The sequence below is a fragment of the Streptomyces sp. NPDC107500 genome, assembly GCF_055582785.1.
Window position 1 is genome coordinate 182,176 of the sequence record NZ_JBVJPF010000008.1, and the last position, 17,312, is coordinate 199,487.

The 17,312-nt window shown below is 72.2% G+C and carries 17 protein-coding genes; 10 read left to right on the forward strand and 7 right to left on the reverse strand.

Annotation, left to right across the window (positions count from 1 at the left end):
* Positions 1-115: 115 nt before the first annotated feature.
* The 5 genes from ACZ67M_RS30055 to galU all read right to left on the reverse strand — a co-directional run bounded on the left by ACZ67M_RS30055 (position 116) and on the right by galU (position 4,137).
* The gene (locus ACZ67M_RS30055) at positions 116-751 is read right to left on the reverse strand and encodes a GNAT family N-acetyltransferase (RefSeq protein WP_185832196.1); all 636 of its coding nucleotides are present in this window, start codon (positions 749-751) and stop codon (positions 116-118) included.
* Positions 748-1,287, reverse strand: a complete 540-nt coding sequence (locus tag ACZ67M_RS30060; RefSeq protein WP_361357743.1) for a MogA/MoaB family molybdenum cofactor biosynthesis protein — start codon at positions 1,285-1,287, stop codon at positions 748-750. The genes ACZ67M_RS30055 and ACZ67M_RS30060 overlap by 4 nt, the downstream gene beginning before the upstream one ends.
* The gene (gene moaC / locus ACZ67M_RS30065) at positions 1,284-1,796 is read right to left on the reverse strand and encodes a cyclic pyranopterin monophosphate synthase MoaC (protein WP_161332004.1); all 513 of its coding nucleotides are present in this window, start codon (positions 1,794-1,796) and stop codon (positions 1,284-1,286) included. Before moaC ends, ACZ67M_RS30060 begins: the two co-directional genes overlap by 4 nt.
* Before the next feature lie 86 nt (positions 1,797-1,882).
* Positions 1,883-3,229 carry a molybdotransferase-like divisome protein Glp gene (gene glp / locus ACZ67M_RS30070; RefSeq protein WP_392238870.1) on the reverse strand — a complete coding sequence of 449 codons (1,347 nt, stop codon included), beginning with the start codon at positions 3,227-3,229 and terminating at the stop codon, positions 1,883-1,885.
* 5 nt (positions 3,230-3,234) lie between these two features.
* A complete protein-coding gene (gene galU, locus ACZ67M_RS30075) occupies positions 3,235-4,137 on the reverse strand; it encodes a UTP--glucose-1-phosphate uridylyltransferase GalU (protein ID WP_122617559.1) in 903 nt (300 codons plus the stop codon).
* 93 nt (positions 4,138-4,230) lie between these two features.
* On the opposite strand from galU, the gene ACZ67M_RS30080 reads away from it, so the two are divergent.
* The gene (locus tag ACZ67M_RS30080; RefSeq protein WP_469853636.1) at positions 4,231-4,845 is read left to right on the forward strand and encodes a 5-formyltetrahydrofolate cyclo-ligase; all 615 of its coding nucleotides are present in this window, start codon (positions 4,231-4,233) and stop codon (positions 4,843-4,845) included.
* Positions 4,846-4,881: 36 nt separating this feature from the next.
* Here ACZ67M_RS30080 and ACZ67M_RS30085 read toward each other — a convergent pair whose 3' ends face one another.
* Positions 4,882-7,683 carry a penicillin acylase family protein gene (locus ACZ67M_RS30085; protein WP_469853637.1) on the reverse strand — a complete coding sequence of 934 codons (2,802 nt, stop codon included), beginning with the start codon at positions 7,681-7,683 and terminating at the stop codon, positions 4,882-4,884.
* 276 nt (positions 7,684-7,959) lie between these two features.
* On the opposite strand from ACZ67M_RS30085, the gene ACZ67M_RS30090 reads away from it, so the two are divergent.
* The 6 genes from ACZ67M_RS30090 (at position 7,960) to mscL (ending at position 13,721) form a co-directional block, all read left to right on the forward strand.
* Positions 7,960-9,492 carry a potassium/proton antiporter gene (locus tag ACZ67M_RS30090; RefSeq protein WP_392017338.1) on the forward strand — a complete coding sequence of 511 codons (1,533 nt, stop codon included), beginning with the start codon at positions 7,960-7,962 and terminating at the stop codon, positions 9,490-9,492.
* A gap of 247 nt (positions 9,493-9,739) precedes the next feature.
* Positions 9,740-11,056 carry an MFS transporter gene (locus ACZ67M_RS30095; RefSeq protein ID WP_392017335.1) on the forward strand — a complete coding sequence of 439 codons (1,317 nt, stop codon included), beginning with the start codon at positions 9,740-9,742 and terminating at the stop codon, positions 11,054-11,056.
* A 67-nt stretch (positions 11,057-11,123) separates the two neighbouring features.
* Positions 11,124-11,459, forward strand: coding sequence for an FmdB family zinc ribbon protein (locus ACZ67M_RS30100; RefSeq protein ID WP_361357730.1), 336 nt, complete (start codon positions 11,124-11,126; stop codon positions 11,457-11,459).
* Between the two features lie 109 nt (positions 11,460-11,568).
* On the forward strand, positions 11,569-12,411 hold the full coding sequence (locus ACZ67M_RS30105; protein WP_365633909.1) for an S-methyl-5'-thioadenosine phosphorylase: 843 nt from the start codon (positions 11,569-11,571) through the stop codon (positions 12,409-12,411).
* Between the two features lie 257 nt (positions 12,412-12,668).
* Positions 12,669-13,139, forward strand: a complete 471-nt coding sequence (locus ACZ67M_RS30110) for a hypothetical protein (protein ID WP_361358030.1) — start codon at positions 12,669-12,671, stop codon at positions 13,137-13,139.
* A gap of 111 nt (positions 13,140-13,250) precedes the next feature.
* Positions 13,251-13,721, forward strand: a complete 471-nt coding sequence (mscL, locus tag ACZ67M_RS30115; protein WP_161330955.1) for a large conductance mechanosensitive channel protein MscL — start codon at positions 13,251-13,253, stop codon at positions 13,719-13,721.
* A gap of 49 nt (positions 13,722-13,770) precedes the next feature.
* Here mscL and ACZ67M_RS30120 read toward each other — a convergent pair whose 3' ends face one another.
* Positions 13,771-13,947, reverse strand: a complete 177-nt coding sequence (locus ACZ67M_RS30120) for a hypothetical protein (RefSeq protein WP_122617522.1) — start codon at positions 13,945-13,947, stop codon at positions 13,771-13,773.
* A gap of 62 nt (positions 13,948-14,009) precedes the next feature.
* Between ACZ67M_RS30120 and ACZ67M_RS30125 the strand changes: the two genes are divergently transcribed.
* The 3 genes from ACZ67M_RS30125 to ACZ67M_RS30135 all read left to right on the forward strand — a co-directional run bounded on the left by ACZ67M_RS30125 (position 14,010) and on the right by ACZ67M_RS30135 (position 17,290).
* Positions 14,010-15,242, forward strand: a complete 1,233-nt coding sequence (locus ACZ67M_RS30125) for a low temperature requirement protein A (protein ID WP_361357721.1) — start codon at positions 14,010-14,012, stop codon at positions 15,240-15,242.
* A 46-nt stretch (positions 15,243-15,288) separates the two neighbouring features.
* A complete protein-coding gene (locus tag ACZ67M_RS30130) occupies positions 15,289-16,323 on the forward strand; it encodes a P1 family peptidase (protein ID WP_392238880.1) in 1,035 nt (344 codons plus the stop codon).
* A 217-nt stretch (positions 16,324-16,540) separates the two neighbouring features.
* A complete protein-coding gene (locus tag ACZ67M_RS30135; protein WP_361357715.1) occupies positions 16,541-17,290 on the forward strand; it encodes a DUF6227 family protein in 750 nt (249 codons plus the stop codon).
* The last annotated feature ends 22 nt before the right edge of the window (positions 17,291-17,312 follow it).

The following is a 17,312-nucleotide window of genomic DNA, read 5'->3' on the forward strand; positions in this document are numbered from 1 at the left end:
CACGATCTGGCTGATATTTCGAACTTTTCTTGTGATCGATGCGATCAGCAGACCGTCAGAGACGCGAAATTCTCCGCTTCGGACGATCGTCGGTCGATCAATTTCGAACGTTTATTCAATTTCCGGTGTTCGGCGCACTCCGGTCCCGTGACCGGTGCCAGCGCCTCAGCAGACCCTCCGGCACCTCTTCCGCGGTGAGCGCGAAGACGAGATGGTCGCGCCAGGCGCCGTCGATGTGGAGATAACGCGGCCTGCGGCCCTCCTCGCGGAATCCGAGTTTCTCCACCACCCGGCGGCTGGGCGCGTTCTCGGGGCGAATACAGACCTCGACGCGGTGCAGCCCGACGGTGCGGAAACAGTGGTCCACGGCCATCGCCACGGCCGTCGGCATCACGCCGCGCCCGGCCACCGACTCGTCCACCCAGTAGCCGACATGGCCGGAGCACATCGAGCCCCAGGTGATGCCGGCCACCGTCAACTGCCCGGCCAGCCGCCCCTGGTACTCGATGACGAACGGCAGCATCCGCCCCGCGTTCGCCTCCGACCTCAGGTGGCGCACCATCTGCCGGTAGGTCGGCCGGTGCGCGAGCGGGCCGCCGGGGCCGGGCGGCGGGATGGTGGCCTCCCAGGGGCGCAGCCAGTCGCGGTTGCGCCGGTTGACCTCGCGCCAGGCCCGCTGGTCGCGCAGCCTGATCGGCCTCAGGACGATGTCGCCGTCCCTCAGCTCCGCGGGCCAGGATGGGCTGTTCAGCTCGCACCCCCTCCGGTGCCGGGTCTGGGGTGGTCGCCGCCCCGGAGCTGGTCGACGGCGTGGATCAGCAGCGGCTCCAGCACGGCGAGGCCGTCCTTCACCCCGCCGGAGGAGCCCGGCAGGTTGACGATCAGCGTGCCGCCCGCCACCCCGGCCAGGCCCCGGGAGAGCGCCGCGGTGGGCACCTTGTCCCGGCCGTACGCCCGGATCGCCTCGGCGATGCCGGGGATCTCGTGGCCGATCACCGCCCGGGTGGCCTCGGGGGTGCGGTCGGTGGGCGAGATGCCGGTGCCGCCGGTGGTGACGATCACGTCGTAGCCGGCCTCGGCGCCCGCGCGCAGGGCGGCCTCGACGGGGTCGCCGTCCGGGACGACCCGCGGTCCGTCCACGGCGAAGCCGAACCGGCGCAGGCCGTCGGCGATCAGGGGGCCGCCCTTGTCCTCGTAGACCCCGGCGGCGGCCCGGTTGGAGGCGGTGACGACCAGGGCGCTGTACGGGGCGGCGAGGGCGCCTCCCGTCGACTCGTCCCGCGTCATGACCGGCTCCAGTCGCCCGACTTGCCGCCCGTCTTCTCCTCCACCCGCACGTCCGTGATGACCGCTCCCTTGTCGACCGCCTTGACCATGTCGATCACGGTGAGCGCGGCGACGGTGACCGCGGTGAGCGCCTCCATCTCGACGCCCGTGCGATCCGTCGTCTTCACCGTGGCGGTGATCTCCACGGCGTCGTCCGCGACCGACAGGTCCAGTTTCACACCGGAGACCGACAGCGGGTGGCACAACGGGATCAGGTCCGGGGTGCGTTTGGCGCCCATGATGCCCGCGATCCGCGCGGTGGCCAGGGCGTCGCCCTTGGGGACCCCCTCGCCGCGCAGCAGCTCCACCACGCGGGGGGCGACGAGGACGCGCCCGCTGGCGCGCGCGGTGCGTGCGGTGACGTCCTTGCCGGACACGTCGACCATCCGGGCGGCGCCCGCCTCGTCGATGTGTGTCAGCCGGCCTTGCGGGTCCCGTCCGCCGTTCGGGGTTCGGTCCTGCGTACTCATGCTTGTGTGGCGCTCCCGGTCCTGGCCCGGCGCGGTGCGGCGCGTGGGCCTGCTGTGCGCGACACGCTACCGGCAACCGGGCGGGGTCAGCCGAGCAGGACCACCTCGACGTCGGCGCCCGGCTCGACGGACTCGGTGTCCTCGGGGACGACGATCAGGGCGTCGGCGTGCGCGAGGGCGGCGATCAGGTGGGAGCCGGAGCCGCCGACCGGGGTGACCGAGCCGTCGGCGTAGGTGCCGCGCAGGAACTGGCGGCGACCCTTGGGTGAGGTCAGCGCCTTCTTCGCGGACAGGGTGGCGGTGACCGTCGGCCGGTGGACGTCGGGCAGGCCCATGAGGGTGCGGATCGCGGGGCGGACGAACAGCTCGAAGGAGACGTACGACGACACCGGGTTGCCGGGCAGGGCGAGCAGCGGGGTGTGGTCGGGGCCGATGGCGCCGAAGCCCTGGGGCTTGCCGGGCTGCATGGCGAGCTTGCGGAAGTCCACGCCGCTGCCCGGCTCGTCCTCGTCGCCGACGTGCGCCAGCGCCTCCTTGACCACGTCGTAGGCGCCGACGCTCACGCCGCCGGTGGTGACCATCAGGTCGGCGCGGACGAGCTGGTCCTCGATGGTGGCCCGCAGGGTCTCGGCGTCGTCGGCGACGGCGCCCACCCGGTAGGCGATGGCGCCGGCGTCCCGGGCGGCCGCGGTGAGGGCGAAGCTGTTGGAGTCGTAGATCTGACCGGGCGCCAGCTGCTCGTCGGGCTGGACGAGTTCGCTGCCGGTGGAGAGCACCACCACGCGCGGGCGCGGGCGTACCCGGACCTTGCCCCGGCCGATCGCGGCGAGCAGGCCGATCTGCGGCGGGCCGAGGACGGTGCCCGCTTCCAGGGCGCGGTCGCCGGAGCGGACGTCGCTGCCCTTGGCGCGCACGTGGGCACGGGACTCGGCCGGCCGGTAGACGTGCACCTGTCCCTCGGCGCCCTCGGGGGCCAGGCTGCGGGCCCGCATGCCGGCGACCGGGCCCTCGCCGAGCCCGCCGTCGGTCCACTCGACGGGGACGACGGCCTCGGCGCCGGGCGGGAGCGGGGCGCCGGTCATGATGCGGGCGGCCTGGCCGGGGCCGACGGAGGGCGGGTCGGCCTGGCCGGCGGCGACGTCCCCGACGACCTCCAGGACGGCGGGGAACTCCTCGCTGGCGCCCGCGACGTCGGTCACCCGCACCGCGTACCCGTCCATGGAGCTGTTGTCGAAGGGCGGCAGGGACAGCGGCACCGTGACGTCGTCGACCAGGACGCAGCCCTGGGCGTCGAGCAGGTTCAGCTCGATGGGTTCCAGGGGGCGGACGGTGGCGAGGACGTCGTCCAGGTGGTCCTGCACCGACCACAGCCGGTCCGGACCGGCGTCCGCGGTGGCGTGGTCGTGTCCGGTGTCACGGGGCGCGCTGCTCAACGTCGTTACATCTCCTCGGCTACGTAACTGCGAAGCCAGGTCCGGAAGTCCGGGCCCAGGTCTTCACGTTCGCACGCGAGTCTGACAATGGCACGCAGATAGTCGCCCCGGTCACCGGTGTCGTAGCGGCGGCCCTTGAAGACGACGCCGTGCACGGGACCGCCGGCCTTCTCGTCCGCGGCCAACTGCTGGAGGGCGTCGGTGAGCTGGATCTCGCCGCCGCGGCCGGGCTCGGTCTTGCGGAGTATGTCGAAGATGCGCGGGTCGAGGACGTAGCGGCCGATGATGGCGTAGTTGGAGGGGGCGTCGGCCTCGTCGGGCTTCTCGACCAGCCCGGTGACCTTGACCACGTCGCCGTCGCCGGTCGGGGCCACGGAGGCGCAGCCGTAGAGGTGGATCTGTTCCGGCGCGACCTCCATGAGGGCGATCACGCTGCCGCCGTACTGCTCCTGGACGTCGATCATGCGCTGGAGGAGCGGGTCGCGCGGGTCGATCAGGTCGTCGCCGAGCAGGACCGCGAAGGGCTCGTGGCCGACGTGCGGGGCGGCGCACAGTACGGCGTGGCCGAGGCCCCTGGGGTCGCCCTGGCGGACGTAGTGCATCATCGCGAGGTCGCTGGACTCCTGGACCTTGGCGAGCCGTCCCGCGTCGCCCTTCTTCTGGAGGGCGGACTCCAGTTCGTAGTTGCGGTCGAAGTGGTCCTCCAGGGGGCGCTTGTTGCGGCCCGTGACCATGAGGACGTCGCCGAGGCCGGCGGCCACGGCCTCTTCGACCACGTACTGGATCGCCGGCTTGTCGACGACCGGCAGCATCTCCTTGGGAGTGGCTTTGGTGGCCGGCAGGAACCGGGTACCGAGCCCGGCCGCGGGGATGACAGCCTTGCTGATCCTGGGGTGGGACTGAGTCATGCGCGCCACCATATCCGGTGCCTATAGGGAGAATCTGTGACTCAGGATCATTGGCGCTCATATGAGCGCATTAGAGCGGTACGGGAGCGACCAATGCCACACACCGGCCCCGCGGACGAACCTGACAAGCGGACCTTGCGTCGGGAGATCCTCACGGCGAGGAACAGGTTGACGGCCGATGACGTGCGGGAATCGGGGGACGCGCTGGCCGTGCAGGCGCTCGGGATGCCGGAGGTCGCGGGGGCGCGCGCCGTGGCGGCGTACGTCTCCGTGGGCGCCGAGCCGGGCACCCTCGCGCTGCTGGACGCGCTGCGCGCGCGGGGCGTGCGCGTCCTGCTGCCCGCCCTGCTGCCGGACAACGACCTGGACTGGGGCGAGTACACCGGGACGGACTCCCTCGCGCGCGTGCGGCACGGCGGGCGGATGGACCTGTTCGAACCCGCCGGTGCCCGCCTGGGGCCGGACGCGGTGACGGAGGCCGACGTGGTGCTGCTGCCGGGGGTCGCGGTGGACGGGCGGGGCCTCAGGCTGGGGCGCGGCGGCGGGTCCTACGACCGGGTGCTCGCCCGCCTGGAGCGGTCGGGCGCGCGTCCCGCGCTGCTGGTGCTGCTGTACGACCGGGAGGTCGTCGCGCAGGTCCCCGCCGAGCCCCACGACCGGCCGGTGGACGCGGTGGTGACGCCGTCGGGGGTGCGCAGGTTCCGCTGACGCCCGCGCGGGCCGTTTCCCTCGCGGGCGGTGCCGTCAGGGCTTGAGCACCAGGGTGTCGCTCGTGCTCTCGTCGACCGCCTTCTTGGAGAACGCCCACGGCAGCAGTTCACCGTCGGCCCACTTGTCCGTCTGGTCGGTGTAGTGGGCGCTGTAGGCGTGTCCGGAGGCGCCGGTGAGGTTGATCCACCGGGACTTGTCGAGGTCGCCGAGGTTGACCACCATCCGCATGGACGGCACCCACACCACTCCGTAGCCGCCGGCCGCGTTCCAGCCGGCGGCGTTGACCGCGGCCTCGCCGCCGCTGAGCTTCCACGGGCCGCGGTTGAGGGCGTACTTCACGAAGCCGGGGCCCTCGGTGCCCAGGGTCTGGTTGTTCAGGAACAGGCGGTGCAGCCGGCCCCAGTTCCAGGTGTCGATGTCCTTGCCGAGCTTGGCGGTCAGCTCCCAGCGGGCGTCGATCATGGCCCGCTTGAACAGGTCGTCCCGGTTGTTCTCGGCACCGTCGCGGGCGCCGGAGTCGGGCGTGGTCCACCAGGCGCTCTTGGGGTTCTGCATCTGGGTGCGGACCACCTCGAACCAGCGGTCGCCGCCGTCCGGCTGGGCCTGGTCGGCGTCGCGCCGGCCGCACTCGCGGACCTTGTCGACCTCGTCCGCGGGCCCGGTGGTGTTGACCGGGTCGACCCACAGGCACTGGCCCTTGACCCGCAGCTCCTTGGGGAGCTTGTTGCCGAAGGCCAGCTTGAGGACGTTGCGCCAGACGGCGTTGAAGTACGCGGCGGCGGCCGAGTCGGCGTCCTGGGTGTAGTCCCAGCCCTCCAGCAGCTTCTGCGCCTCGCGGACGTCCTTGTCGCCGACGTCGATCTTGAGCAGCTGGGGCACGAGCAGCTTGGCCATCTCGCTGCTGTTGTCCAGCTGCATCTGGCGCATGTCGTCGGTGGAGATCTTGCCGCCGTCCTTGATCTTCTGCTCGATCAGGGAGGTGATGCGCTGGCTGCGGGTGCCGTAGCCCCAATCCGTGGTCAGCGTGTACGGGTAGTCCTCGCCGACGACGGCCTGGTTGGCGGTCACGATGTAGCCGCGCTCCGGGTCGTACTCGTAGGGCAGCTCGTCCTGGTCGATGTACTCGCCGGTCCAGCGGTACTTGGAGCTCCAGCCCGGCGCCGGGACGGAGCCGTCGTGGCCCTCGGCGCGCACCGGGATCTTGCCGGGCAGGGTGTAGCCGATGTGCTCGCTGTCGGCGTAGACCAGGTTCTGCGAGGGCACGTCGAAGAGGGTCGCGGCCTCGCGGAAGTCGTCCCAGTCCTTGGCCCGGTCGATCGCGAAGACGGAGTCCATCGTGTTGCCCGCGTCGAGCGCGGTCCAGCGCAGCGCGACGCCGTAGCCGTCGCCGCGGTCGGGGGCGGCGGTGTCGACGGTGGCCCTCTTGCCGGTCTGCACCAGTTCGCTGTCGCGGTCGGACAGGAGCGGTCCGTTGTTGGTCTCGCGCACGACGATGGTCTTGGACTCACCGCCGGCGACCTTGATGGTCTCCCGCCGCGTCTGGAAGGGGACCACCTTGCCGTCGTACTGGTAGCCCTCGCCGGTGATCTTCTCCAGGTAGAGGTCGGTGACGTCGACGCCGGAGTTCGTCAGGCCCCAGGCGATCTGCTGGTTGTGGCCGATGACGACGCCGGGCATGCCCGCGAAGGTGTAGCCGGACACGTCGTACTGGCACTTCGCGGAGACGGTCCGGCAGTGCAGGCCCATCTGGTACCAGACGGACGGCAGGGACGGGGACAGGTGCGGGTCGTTGGCCAGCAGCGGCTGTCCGGTGATGGTGTGCTTGCCGGACACCACCCAGGAGTTGGAGCCGATGCCGTTGCCGTTCACGCCGACCGCGGTGGGGAGGTCGTCCAGGACGTCCTGGAGACCGGACAGCTGGCCTTCGAGGGCGTTGCCGGTACCCGTGCCGGTGCCGGTGCCGGTACCCGTGCCGGTCCCTGTTCCGGTACCCGTGCCCGTGCCCGTTCCGGAGCCGGACGAGGAGTCGTCGCCGCCGGACGGGCCGCCGCCGTCGAACGTCTTGGTCAGGTCGTCGTACTGGCCCTCCTGGACGATCGCCTTGTTCCGGTCGTACGGGTACGCCGGGTACAGGTCGGCGATCTGCTTGGGGCCGAGGCGGCTCGTCATCAGGGCGCGGTCGACCTCGTCCTGCATGTTGCCGCGCAGGTCCCAGGCCATCGCCTTGAGCCAGGCCACCGAGTCGACCGGCGTCCACTCCTGCGGCTTGTAGTCGTTGGTGAAGCCGAGGGCGGCGTACTCCAGGGAGATGTCCTTGCCGTCCTTGCCCTTGAGGTAGGCGTTGACTCCCTTGGCGTACGCCTGGAGGTACTTCTTCGTGGAGTCCGACAGCTCCTCGTCGTACTCCTTCTTCGCCACCCGGTGCCAGCCCAGGGTGCGCAGGAACTCGTCGTTGTCGACCTGGCTCTTGCCGAACATCTCCGACAGGCGCCCACCGGTCATGTGCCGGCGCACGTCCATCTCGTAGAACCGGTCCTGCGCCTGGACGTAGCCCTGCGCCATGAACAGGTCCTCGTCGGTGGAGGCGTAGATCTGCGGGATGCCGTAACCGTCGCGCTTGACGTCGACCGGACCCGACAGGCCGTCCAGTGTTATCGAGCCCTTGGTCTGCGGGAAGGACGCGCGGACGGTGCTGATGGACCAGTACGCCCCGTAGGCGAGGCCGCCGATGATGGCCAGCACCAGCACGAGGACGAGCAGGCGCCCTTTGCGCCCCTTCTTCCTGCCGGACGTGCCGGGCTGCTGACCCGTGGAGGCGGTGGTGTTGGGGGGCATCGCTGTCCTTGCTGTCCTAACACGAGCGGCAGGGGCGGGCTGTGCTTTGTACTGAGCGCTGGAGCAACTGTAGGCGCAGGCCCGGCTCGCCCTTGACGCGGAGTCGGGTACCGCGGCGCACGGGCGTTCGATCTTGCCAAGCCGAGCGTCAAGAAAGCGTCAAGAGTTAGGTAAGGTAACGAAGTAGTTGTCCGCAGAGCATGGTGGCTTCGTGTGCCATGGGGGTGCGCCTCGCGTGCCGAACGAGCGCACTCGCCCGCGCTGTGATTCCGTGCTGTGCGCCAGGGAAGGGAACGGCCGCTGACTGTCCACCACCTCAACCAGCTCCTGCTCGTCTGCTCGCTCGTCCTGCTCATCGCCGTCGCGGCGGTACGGATCTCCTCGCGCAGCGGGCTCCCCAGCCTGCTCGTCTACCTGGCCATCGGCGTCGCCATGGGCCAGGACGGCATCGGCGACATCCACTTCGACAACGCCGAACTGGTCCAGGTCATCGGGTACGCCGCCCTGGTCGTGATCCTGGCCGAGGGCGGACTCGGCACGAAGTGGAAGGAGGCGAAACCGGCGCTGCCGGCCGCCTCCGCACTGGCGCTGGCCGGGGTCGCGGTCAGCGTCGGCGTGACGGCGGCGGGCGCGCACTACCTGACCGGGCTGGAGTGGCGGCAGGCACTGATCGTCGGCGCCGTGGTGTCCTCCACGGACGCGGCCGCGGTCTTCTCCGTGCTGCGCAGGATCCCGCTGCCCTCGCGCATAGTGGGCACCCTCGAGGCCGAGTCGGGCTTCAACGACGCCCCGGTGGTCATCCTGGTGGTCGCCTTCTCCGCGTCCGGCCCGATCGAGCACTGGTACGTGCTGCTCGGCGAGATCGCCCTGGAGCTGGCCATCGGCGCCGCCATCGGACTCGCGGTCGGCTGGCTGGGGTCGTGGGGACTGCGGCACGTGGCGCTGCCCGCCTCGGGCCTCTACCCCATCGCCGTCCTCTCCATCGCCGTGGCGGCCTACGCGGCCGGCGCCATGGCGCACGGCAGCGGCTTCCTGGCCGTCTACCTCGCCTCGATGGTGATGGGCAACGCCCGGCTGCCGCACTGGCCCGCCACCCGCGGGTTCGCCGACGGGCTCGGCTGGCTCGCCCAGATCGGCATGTTCGTGCTGCTCGGCCTGCTGGTGACCCCGCACGAGCTGGGCGACGACATCCTGCCCGCCCTGGTCATCGGGCTGGTGCTCACCATGGTGGCGCGCCCACTGAGCGTCGTGCTGTGCCTGGTGCCCTTCCGGGTGCCGTGGCAGGAGCAGGCCCTCATGTCCTGGGCCGGACTGCGCGGCGCGGTGCCCATCATCCTGGCGACGATCCCCATGGTGGAGGGGGTCGGCGGCAGCCGCCGGATCTTCAACATCGTCTTCGTCCTGGTCGTCGTCTACACCCTGGTCCAGGGGCCCACGCTGCCCTGGCTGGCCCGCAAGCTGGGCCTGGGCAAGGGCGACGAGGCCGCCGACCTCGGCATCGAGTCGGCGCCGCTGGAGCGGCTGCGCGGACACCTGCTGTCCGTGACGATCCCCGAGGGCTCGAGGATGCACGGCGTCGAGGTCAGCGAGCTGCGGCTGCCGCCCGGCTCCGCGGTCACGCTGGTCGTGCGCGACGACAAGTCGTTCGTGCCGCTGCCCACGACGGGACTGCGGCGCGGGGACGAGCTCCTCGTCGTCGCCACGGACCCCGTCCGCGATGCGGCCGAGGCACGACTGCGCGCCGTCGGCCACGGCGGCAAGCTGGCCGGCTGGCTGGGCACGGGGGACAACGGCGGCCGCCACCCGTGAGCGGGCGGGGTGCTCGCTTTCACACGGTTGTGCCCCCCTTGATCCCTGTACGATGAGTGCGGCACCTGATCGAACCAACTCTGTCTGATGCAGAGCTGGCGCGACCGTATGGCGGCCGGCACGCCCCCTCATCCGCACGGGCTCCGGCATCTACCGCAGTCCGCGCAAGAGGACAGCTCTCGGCGCTCCCGCACGGCGACACAGCCGCGAGGCGGACCGCGCTACCAGGCGGCAGAAAGGCACGGCCGTGGCATCCACGGTCACCCCGTCGAAGAAGTCGCCGGAGGCAGCGCCGCACACCGCGTCCGCCTCCGCCCGCCCCGGATACGGACAACTGCTGCGCACCCGCGGCGCCTGGACGTTCCTGCTCCCCGGTTTCGCGGCCCGCCAGCCGTTCGCGATGCTGACGATCTCCATCGTGCTGCTCGTGCAGCACACCACGGGCTCCTACGGCGTCGCGGGCGCCGTCGCCGCCGTCACCGGCGTCTCCATGGCCCTGTTCGCCCCCTACGGCGGACGGCTCGCCGACCGCTACGGACAGCGCGCCGTCCTGCTGCCCGGCGTTCTCGTGCACGCCGCGTCCGGCCTGGCCCTGACCGCCCTCGCGCTCGCGGACGCGCCGCTGTGGGCGCTGTTCGCGGCGGCCGTGCCCGCGGGTGCGTCGGTGCCGCAGATCGGGCCGATGGTGCGGGCCCGCTGGGGCGTCAGGCTCAAGGGCTCCCCCCTGATGAGCACCGCCGCCGCCTTCGAGTCCGTCACCGACGAGCTGACCTTCGTCCTCGGCCCGCTGGTGGCGACCGCCCTGTGCACGGGCGTCGGCCCGGCCGCGGGCCTGGTCACCGAGGCCGCGCTCACCCTGGTGGGCGGTCTGCTGTTCGCCGCGCAGAAGAGCACGCAGCCCGAGGTCGGCGGCGCCGACGGCGTGCACGCGCGCGGGGAGCACGTTTCCGCGCTGCGCGTCCCCGGGGTGCGCGTTCTGATCGTCGCCTTCCTGGGCGTCGGCTCCGTCTTCGGCGGCATGCAGGTGTCGCTGGCCGCGTTCACCGAGTCGATCGGCGAGCCCGGCCTGAACGGCGTCCTCTACGGCGTCTTCGCCGCCGGAAACATGCTCTCCGGCCTGGCCTGCGGCGCCATCGCCTGGAAGGTCGCCCCGCAGCGGCGCCTCGTGATCGGTTACGCCGCCCTCGCGCTGACCGCCTCCGGCCTGTGGGCGGCGCAGTCGGTGCTCGTGCTGGCCGGCCTCGGTCTGCTGGTCGGCATCTGTGTCGCGCCCGCCATCGTCACCGGCTACACGCTGGTGGAGGGCCTGGTCCCGTCCGGGGCCCGCACCGAGGCGTTCACCTGGCTGACCGGCGCCGTCGCCCTCGGGCAGGCGCTGGCGGTGACCGTCGCCGGACAGCTGGAGGACGGGTTCCGGGACGGGGCCGGATTCCTGGTGCCGATGGGCGGCACGGTGCTCGCGCTGGCGGTCCTGGTGGCACTGCGCTCACGGCTGGCCTCCCGGCCCCAGGGGCGCACGGTCGCACGTGGCGTCGGTCACCGCGAGCCCGTCGCAGTGGACTGATCCCGAGGAATACGTCACTATGGACCGTCGTTAGCACTCATCGAGTGAGAGTGCCAGGAGGAAGACAGTGCCGACGTACCAGTACCAGTGCACCGAGTGCGGCGAGGGCCTCGAGGCGGTGCAGAAGTTCACCGACGACGCGCTCACCGAGTGCCCGAACTGCCAGGGCCGCCTGAAGAAGGTGTTCTCGGCGGTCGGCATCGTCTTCAAGGGTTCCGGCTTCTACCGCAACGACAGCCGCGGCAGCTCGTCGAGCAGCTCGCCGGCGTCGTCGTCGAAGTCGGGGGCGTCGTCCTCCTCGTCCTCGGACTCCGGTTCGTCCTCGTCGTCGGCGTCCGGCTCGGGTTCGTCCTCGACGTCCTCCGGCTCCGGCAGCTCCTCCTCCAGCACCACCGCCGCGTAGGCTCCCGGCCGGACGCGGGAGCCGCCCGGCCGCACCAGGTTCTTACGAGACCCTGTCGTCGTACGACGACGGGGTCCTCGGCGTTTCCCGGGCCGGTTAGGGTGCGGACATGGCGAACAAGGTGAATGCCGAGATCGGCGTGATCGGCGGCTCCGGTTTCTACTCGTTCCTCGACGACGTGACCGAGGTCGAGGTGGACACCCCGTACGGGCCGCCCAGCGACTCGCTCTTCCTCGGCGAGATCGCCGGCCGGCGGGTCGCCTTCCTCCCCCGGCACGGTCGCGGCCACCATCTGCCGCCGCACCGGATCAACTACCGGGCCAACCTGTGGGCGCTGCGCTCGGTCGGCGCGCGCCAGGTCCTCGGGCCGTGCGCGGTGGGCGGCCTGCGTCCGGAGTACGGGCCGGGCACGCTGCTGGTGCCGGACCAGTTCGTCGACCGGACCAGGTCCCGCCCGTCGACGTACTTCGACGGACTGCCGCTGCCCGACGGCAGCGTGCCCAACGTGGTGCACGTGTCGCTGGCCGACCCGTACTGCCCCACCGGGCGGGCCGCCGCGCTGAAGGCGGCGCGTGGAAGGGACTGGGAGGCCGTGGACGGCGGCACCCTGGTCGTGGTCGAGGGGCCCCGCTTCGGCACCCGGGCGGAGTCGCTGTGGCACCGGGCGCAGGGCTGGTCGGTGGTGGGCATGACCGGTCACCCGGAGTCGGCGCTCGCCCGTGAACTGGAGCTCTGCTACACCTCGCTGACCCTCGTCACCGACCTGGACGCCGGCGCCGAGAGCGGCGAGGGCGTCTCGCACGAGGAGGTGCTGCGGGTGTTCGCGGCCAACGTGGACCGGCTGCGGGGCGTCCTGTTCGACGCGGTGGCCGCGCTGCCGGAGAACGGCGAGCGGGACTGCCCGTGCGGGGCGGCACTGGGCGGGATGGATCCGGGGATCGCGCTGCCGTAGGGCGGGGCGGGTTTGGGGGGCGCGCTGCCGCGAGGCGGGGCGGGGACGGCTTTGGTTCGGGCGGAACGTCCCCTTCGGGTGGTGGAGTTGTCCACAAGCGGGCGGTGGTCCACGGGCCTCGGCGGGGTCCGGCGCAAAGCCTCATCGTGGGAGCGCAAGCCGATCCCTCGTCGCAGGTGGTGGTCACCGTGTCCCGTTCCGTCCTTCCCTCCCCCGGCCCGTCCCCGCTCGGCACCGACGCGCCGCCCACCGGCGAGGTGCCGCCCTTCGCCCCGGTGCGGGTGCGCGGCGGACGGCACCGGCTGCACCGGCTCGTCCGGCACCGGCGGCGCGTCGTGGCCGCCGGGCTCGCGGTCACCGCCGCGGCGCTGGTGGCCGCGGGACCTCAGCCGGGAGCCGCCGGGCCGGACCCGAGGCGGGCACGCGGACATCCGGTGGCCGACCAGGTGCGCGAGCGGCCGGGCCCGCGGCTCGTGGCGGCGCCGGTACGGATCGCGGACGCGGAGACGGTACGGCTGCTCGATCCGGGCGACCGCGTCGACGTGGTCGCGACCGGGGACGCCGGCGACGCGTCCGTGGTCGCGCGCGGGGCGCGGGTGACGAAGGTGCCGGAGCCTGTGGACGGGGCGGCGGGCGGGGCGCTGGTCGTGGTGTCGGTCGAGCGCGCCACCGCTCACCGGCTGGTCGGCGCCGGCACCACGGGGCGGTTGGCGGTGACCCTGTGCTGAGGCCGTCAAGTCGCTCGTTCGAGGGACCGGATTGGACAGGACGGCCCAACGCTGACGTAGGTTGCGGAGCGCTCCATTCCAACACCTGTTCAAGCGAGGAGAACGTCCACCGTGAGCGAGAAGAGCGACCCGAGCGTCTGGCAGGGCTTCAAGGCCTTCCTGATGCGCGGAAACGTCATCGACCTGGCGGTGGCGGTCGTCATCGGCGCCGCCTTCACCAACATCGTCAACTCGGTGGTGAAGGGGGTCATCAACCCGCTGATCGGGGCGTTCGGCACGCAGAGCCTGGACAGCTACAGCTCCTGCCTGAAGGGCCCGTGCACCGGGACCGGCGACACCGCGACGGGCGTGCGGATCCTGTGGGGCTCGGTGCTGGGCGCCACGCTCTCGTTCCTGATCACCGCGGCCGTCGTCTACTTCCTGATGGTCCTGCCCATGGCGAAGTACCTGGCCCGGCAGGAGGCCCGCCGCAAGGCCAAGGAGAGCGCCGAGGAGATCATCGAGGTCACCGAGCTGGAGGTGCTCAAGGAGATCCGGGACGAGCTGGTCGCGCAGCGCGGTTCGGGGCCCGACCGCTCCTAGCGGCAGCGGCAGCGGCGGCGGCCGGCCGGCGGGCGGGTGCCCGCGCGGCTCACAGGTGGTGCGGCGGCTTCTCGTCGAGGAAGCGCTTCAGGTCGGCCGCGCTGTCGCCCTCGGGCCGCTCGCCCCAGCCTCGGTCGGTGTCGTCCGACGTCTGCTGGTCCAGCGGGTCGTCGAAGACCAGCGCCGGCCTGGGCGCGCGCGGTTCGGGTTCGGGGGCGGTACTCATGGGTCCAGGGTACGGCCCCGCTCCACAAGCGGACCGGCGTCGTCTCTGCTGTGCTGGGAGCCATGACGTCCAGTCCCCAGCCCGCGGGCGCGTCCTCGGGCCCGCCCGGCGCCCACCCCCCGGTCCGCAGCCTGAAGGCCCGCGGGCGGCAGGAGCCGCACCGCGTCGCCACGCCGCTGGAACTCTTCTTCGACCTGTGCTTCGTCGTCGCCATCGCCCAGGCGGGCGTGCAACTGGTGCACTCGGTCGCCGAGGACCATGCCGGCGAGGGCGTTCTCGACTACGCGATGATCTTCTTCGCCATCTGGTGGGCGTGGATGAACTTCACGTGGTTCGCCTCGGCCTACGACAACGACGACGTGCTCTACCGGATCGTCACCCTGGTGCAGATGGCCGGTGTGCTCGTGCTGGCGGCGGGCGTCTCCCGGGCCTTCGAGGAGCACGACTACGTGGCCGTCGTGCTCGGCTACGTGATCATGCGGATCGCCATGTCGGTGCAGTGGCTCAGGGCGGCGCGCACGGCCGGGGCGGCGGAGCGTGCCATGGCCCTGAGGTACGCGGGAGGCGTGCTGGTCTGCCAGGTCGGCTGGCTGGGACTGCTGGTTCTGCCCGAGGGCGGCCGCGGCTGGCTGTACCTGGCGATGGTGGTGCTGGAGCTGTGCGTGCCGGTGTTCGCCGAGCGCCGGCACATGTCGGCCTGGCATCCGCACCACATCTCCGAGCGGTACGGGCTGTTCACGATCATCGTGCTCGGCGAGACCATCGCGGCGGCCACGGTGGCGGTGAAGTCGGGCATCGAGGAGAACGACGCGCTGGGCGAGGTGCTGCCGATCGCGGCCGGCGGGCTGCTCCTCGTCTTCTCCGCCTGGTGGATCTACTTCGTGGTCCCCGCCCACAGCCGACTGCGGACCAGCAGGCAGTCGTTCGTGTGGGGTTACGGCCACTACGTGGTGTTCGCCTCGGCCGCCGCGATCGGGGCGGGGCTGGAGGTGGCGGTGGAGCAGACCGTGGGGAAGGCGCACATCTCGACGCTCGCGGCGTCCGCGGCGGTGACCCTGCCGACGGCGCTGTACCTGCTCACGGTGTGGGCGCTGCACGCCCGGCACTTCAAGGTGGGCATCGCCGAGCAGTCGGTGCTGCCGACCGCCGCGCTGCTGGTGATCTGCTGCACCTTCCTCGGGGACATGGCGGTGCTGGTGGCCGGAGTCGTCCTGGCGCTGGCCGTGGCGGCCGGCGTGACGCTGACCGCGCGGCGCACCGGGCGGACGCGGGGCGCGACGCCGCCCGCCGCCTGACCGGGCGCGGCCCGCCCAGGCCTACGGCGTGGACAAGACTGGCGGTATGACAGTTGACGCATTGACGGACGTCGCCGGTCTGCTGGTGGGGCACGCGACGCGGCGCGGCGACGGATGGCTCACGGGGACGACGGTGGTGCTCGCTCCGGAGGACGGGGCGGTGGCGGCCGTGGACGTGCGCGGCGGCGGCCCCGGCACCAAGGAGACCGACGCGCTCGACCCGCGGAACCTGGTGCAGCGGGTGCAGGCGGTGGTGCTGACCGGCGGCAGCGCGTACGGGCTCGACGCGGCGTCGGGGGTGATGGCCTGGCTGGAGGAGCGGGGACGCGGGGTGCGCGTCGGGCCTGACCCCGCGCACGTGGTGCCGGTGGTGCCCGCGGCCTGCGTCTTCGACCTGGGGCGCGGTGGCGACTTCCGGGCCAGGCCGGACGCCGCCACCGGACGGGCGGCCGTCGAGGCGGCGCAGGCGAGTGCGGACTCCCCCGGCGCCGGGGTGCCGCAGGGCTGCGTCGGGGCGGGCACGGGGGCCGTGGTCGGCACGCTGAAGGGCGGGGTCGGCACCGCGAGCACCGTGCTGGACTCGGGCATCACGGTGGCGGCGCTGGTGGTGGCCAACGCGGCGGGGTCGGTGACGGATCCGGAGACGGGGGTGCTGTACGGGGAGCTGTTCGGCGGCGGGCGGGTCCCGTACCCGGCGCCGGAGGTGCACGCGGCGGCGGGGCGGCGCCTGGCGGAGGTCGCGGCGAGGAACGCGCCGCCGCCGTTGAACACCACGCTCGCCGTGGTCGCCACCGACGCCGACCTGTCGAAGGCGCAGGCGCAGAAGCTGGCCGGCACGGCGCACGACGGCATCGCGCGCGCCGTGAGGCCGGTGCACCTGCTCAGTGACGGGGACACGGTGTTCGCGCTGGCGACCGGGGCGCGTCCGCTCGCCGAGGGGGAGCCGCTCGCGCTGAACGAGGTGCTGGCGGCGGGCGCGGACATGGTGACGCGTGCGATCGTCCGCGCGGTCCGGGCCGCCGGGCCGGTGGACGGACCGGGCGGGTCCTGGCCGTCGTACGGGGAGCTGTACGGCGGGTGACGGGGGAACGGCCGGCAGGTGTGGAAAAGTTGCGGCGGATGTCGTCCGAACGGTCTTTGACCAGCGGATTTTGACGGATCGTCGGGTCGCGCGGGAACTTTTCGCGCGGCCTGCCGGTTTTTCGTGCGTACGTTTTCTCGGTTCCCGGACATGATGTCCGATCGAGGGGCTACGGTATGCACCCACAAGGTGACATGCAGCAACGCCGGGAGAAACCTTGAGCGTTCCGTACGAGACGGCAGCGTACGAACCACCCGAGTCGCCCGAGTCTCCGGAGGAGCACCTCATGCGGCTGCTGGGTCGCGCCCTGAACTCGTTCGAACTGCCCGACGAGACGATACGGCGCCTGGACTGCGCGCTGGCGCACGACGGTTCCCTGCACTCCGCGCACCACAGCGCGGGGCTGCACCGTGAGACGTACCGGCACACCTGGCTGCTCGCCGACGGTTCGGCGCTCACGCTCTGGGAGCTGGTCCACAACACCGTTCCGGGCGGCGAACCGCAGCACGAGGTGTACCTGGACGACGAGGAGCTGCGCACCGCGACCTCCCGGCTGGCGCTGCCGCCGGAGACGCCGGACTTCGAACTGCCGGTGCAGGTGCACCACGCCCCGGTCCCGGCCCCGCGGCACACCTACGTCTCCGACGCCTCGGCGGACCACGCCCGCCGGCTGCTGCGCCGCGCGGAGAACACGGACCGGCCGGGATCCGAGCTGGCCGAGCTGCTGGCGACGGCGTCCGCGCACCAGATCATCCAGGCCTTCGGCGGCCCCGGCCGCGCGGGCCGCGCCCGGGCCGGGTTCTCGCTCTACGAGCACGCGTTCCTGCTCCGGGACGGCGCCGAGGTCTCGCTCTGGGAGGTCGAGCACACGGCCACGCCCGACGGACGGCACATGTGCGAGGTCTACGACAGCGAGGACGCGGCCCGCCGCGCGATGGAGCGACGGGCCGCGCAGCCCTCCTCCTGAGCGGTGAACGGTGAGCGGTCAG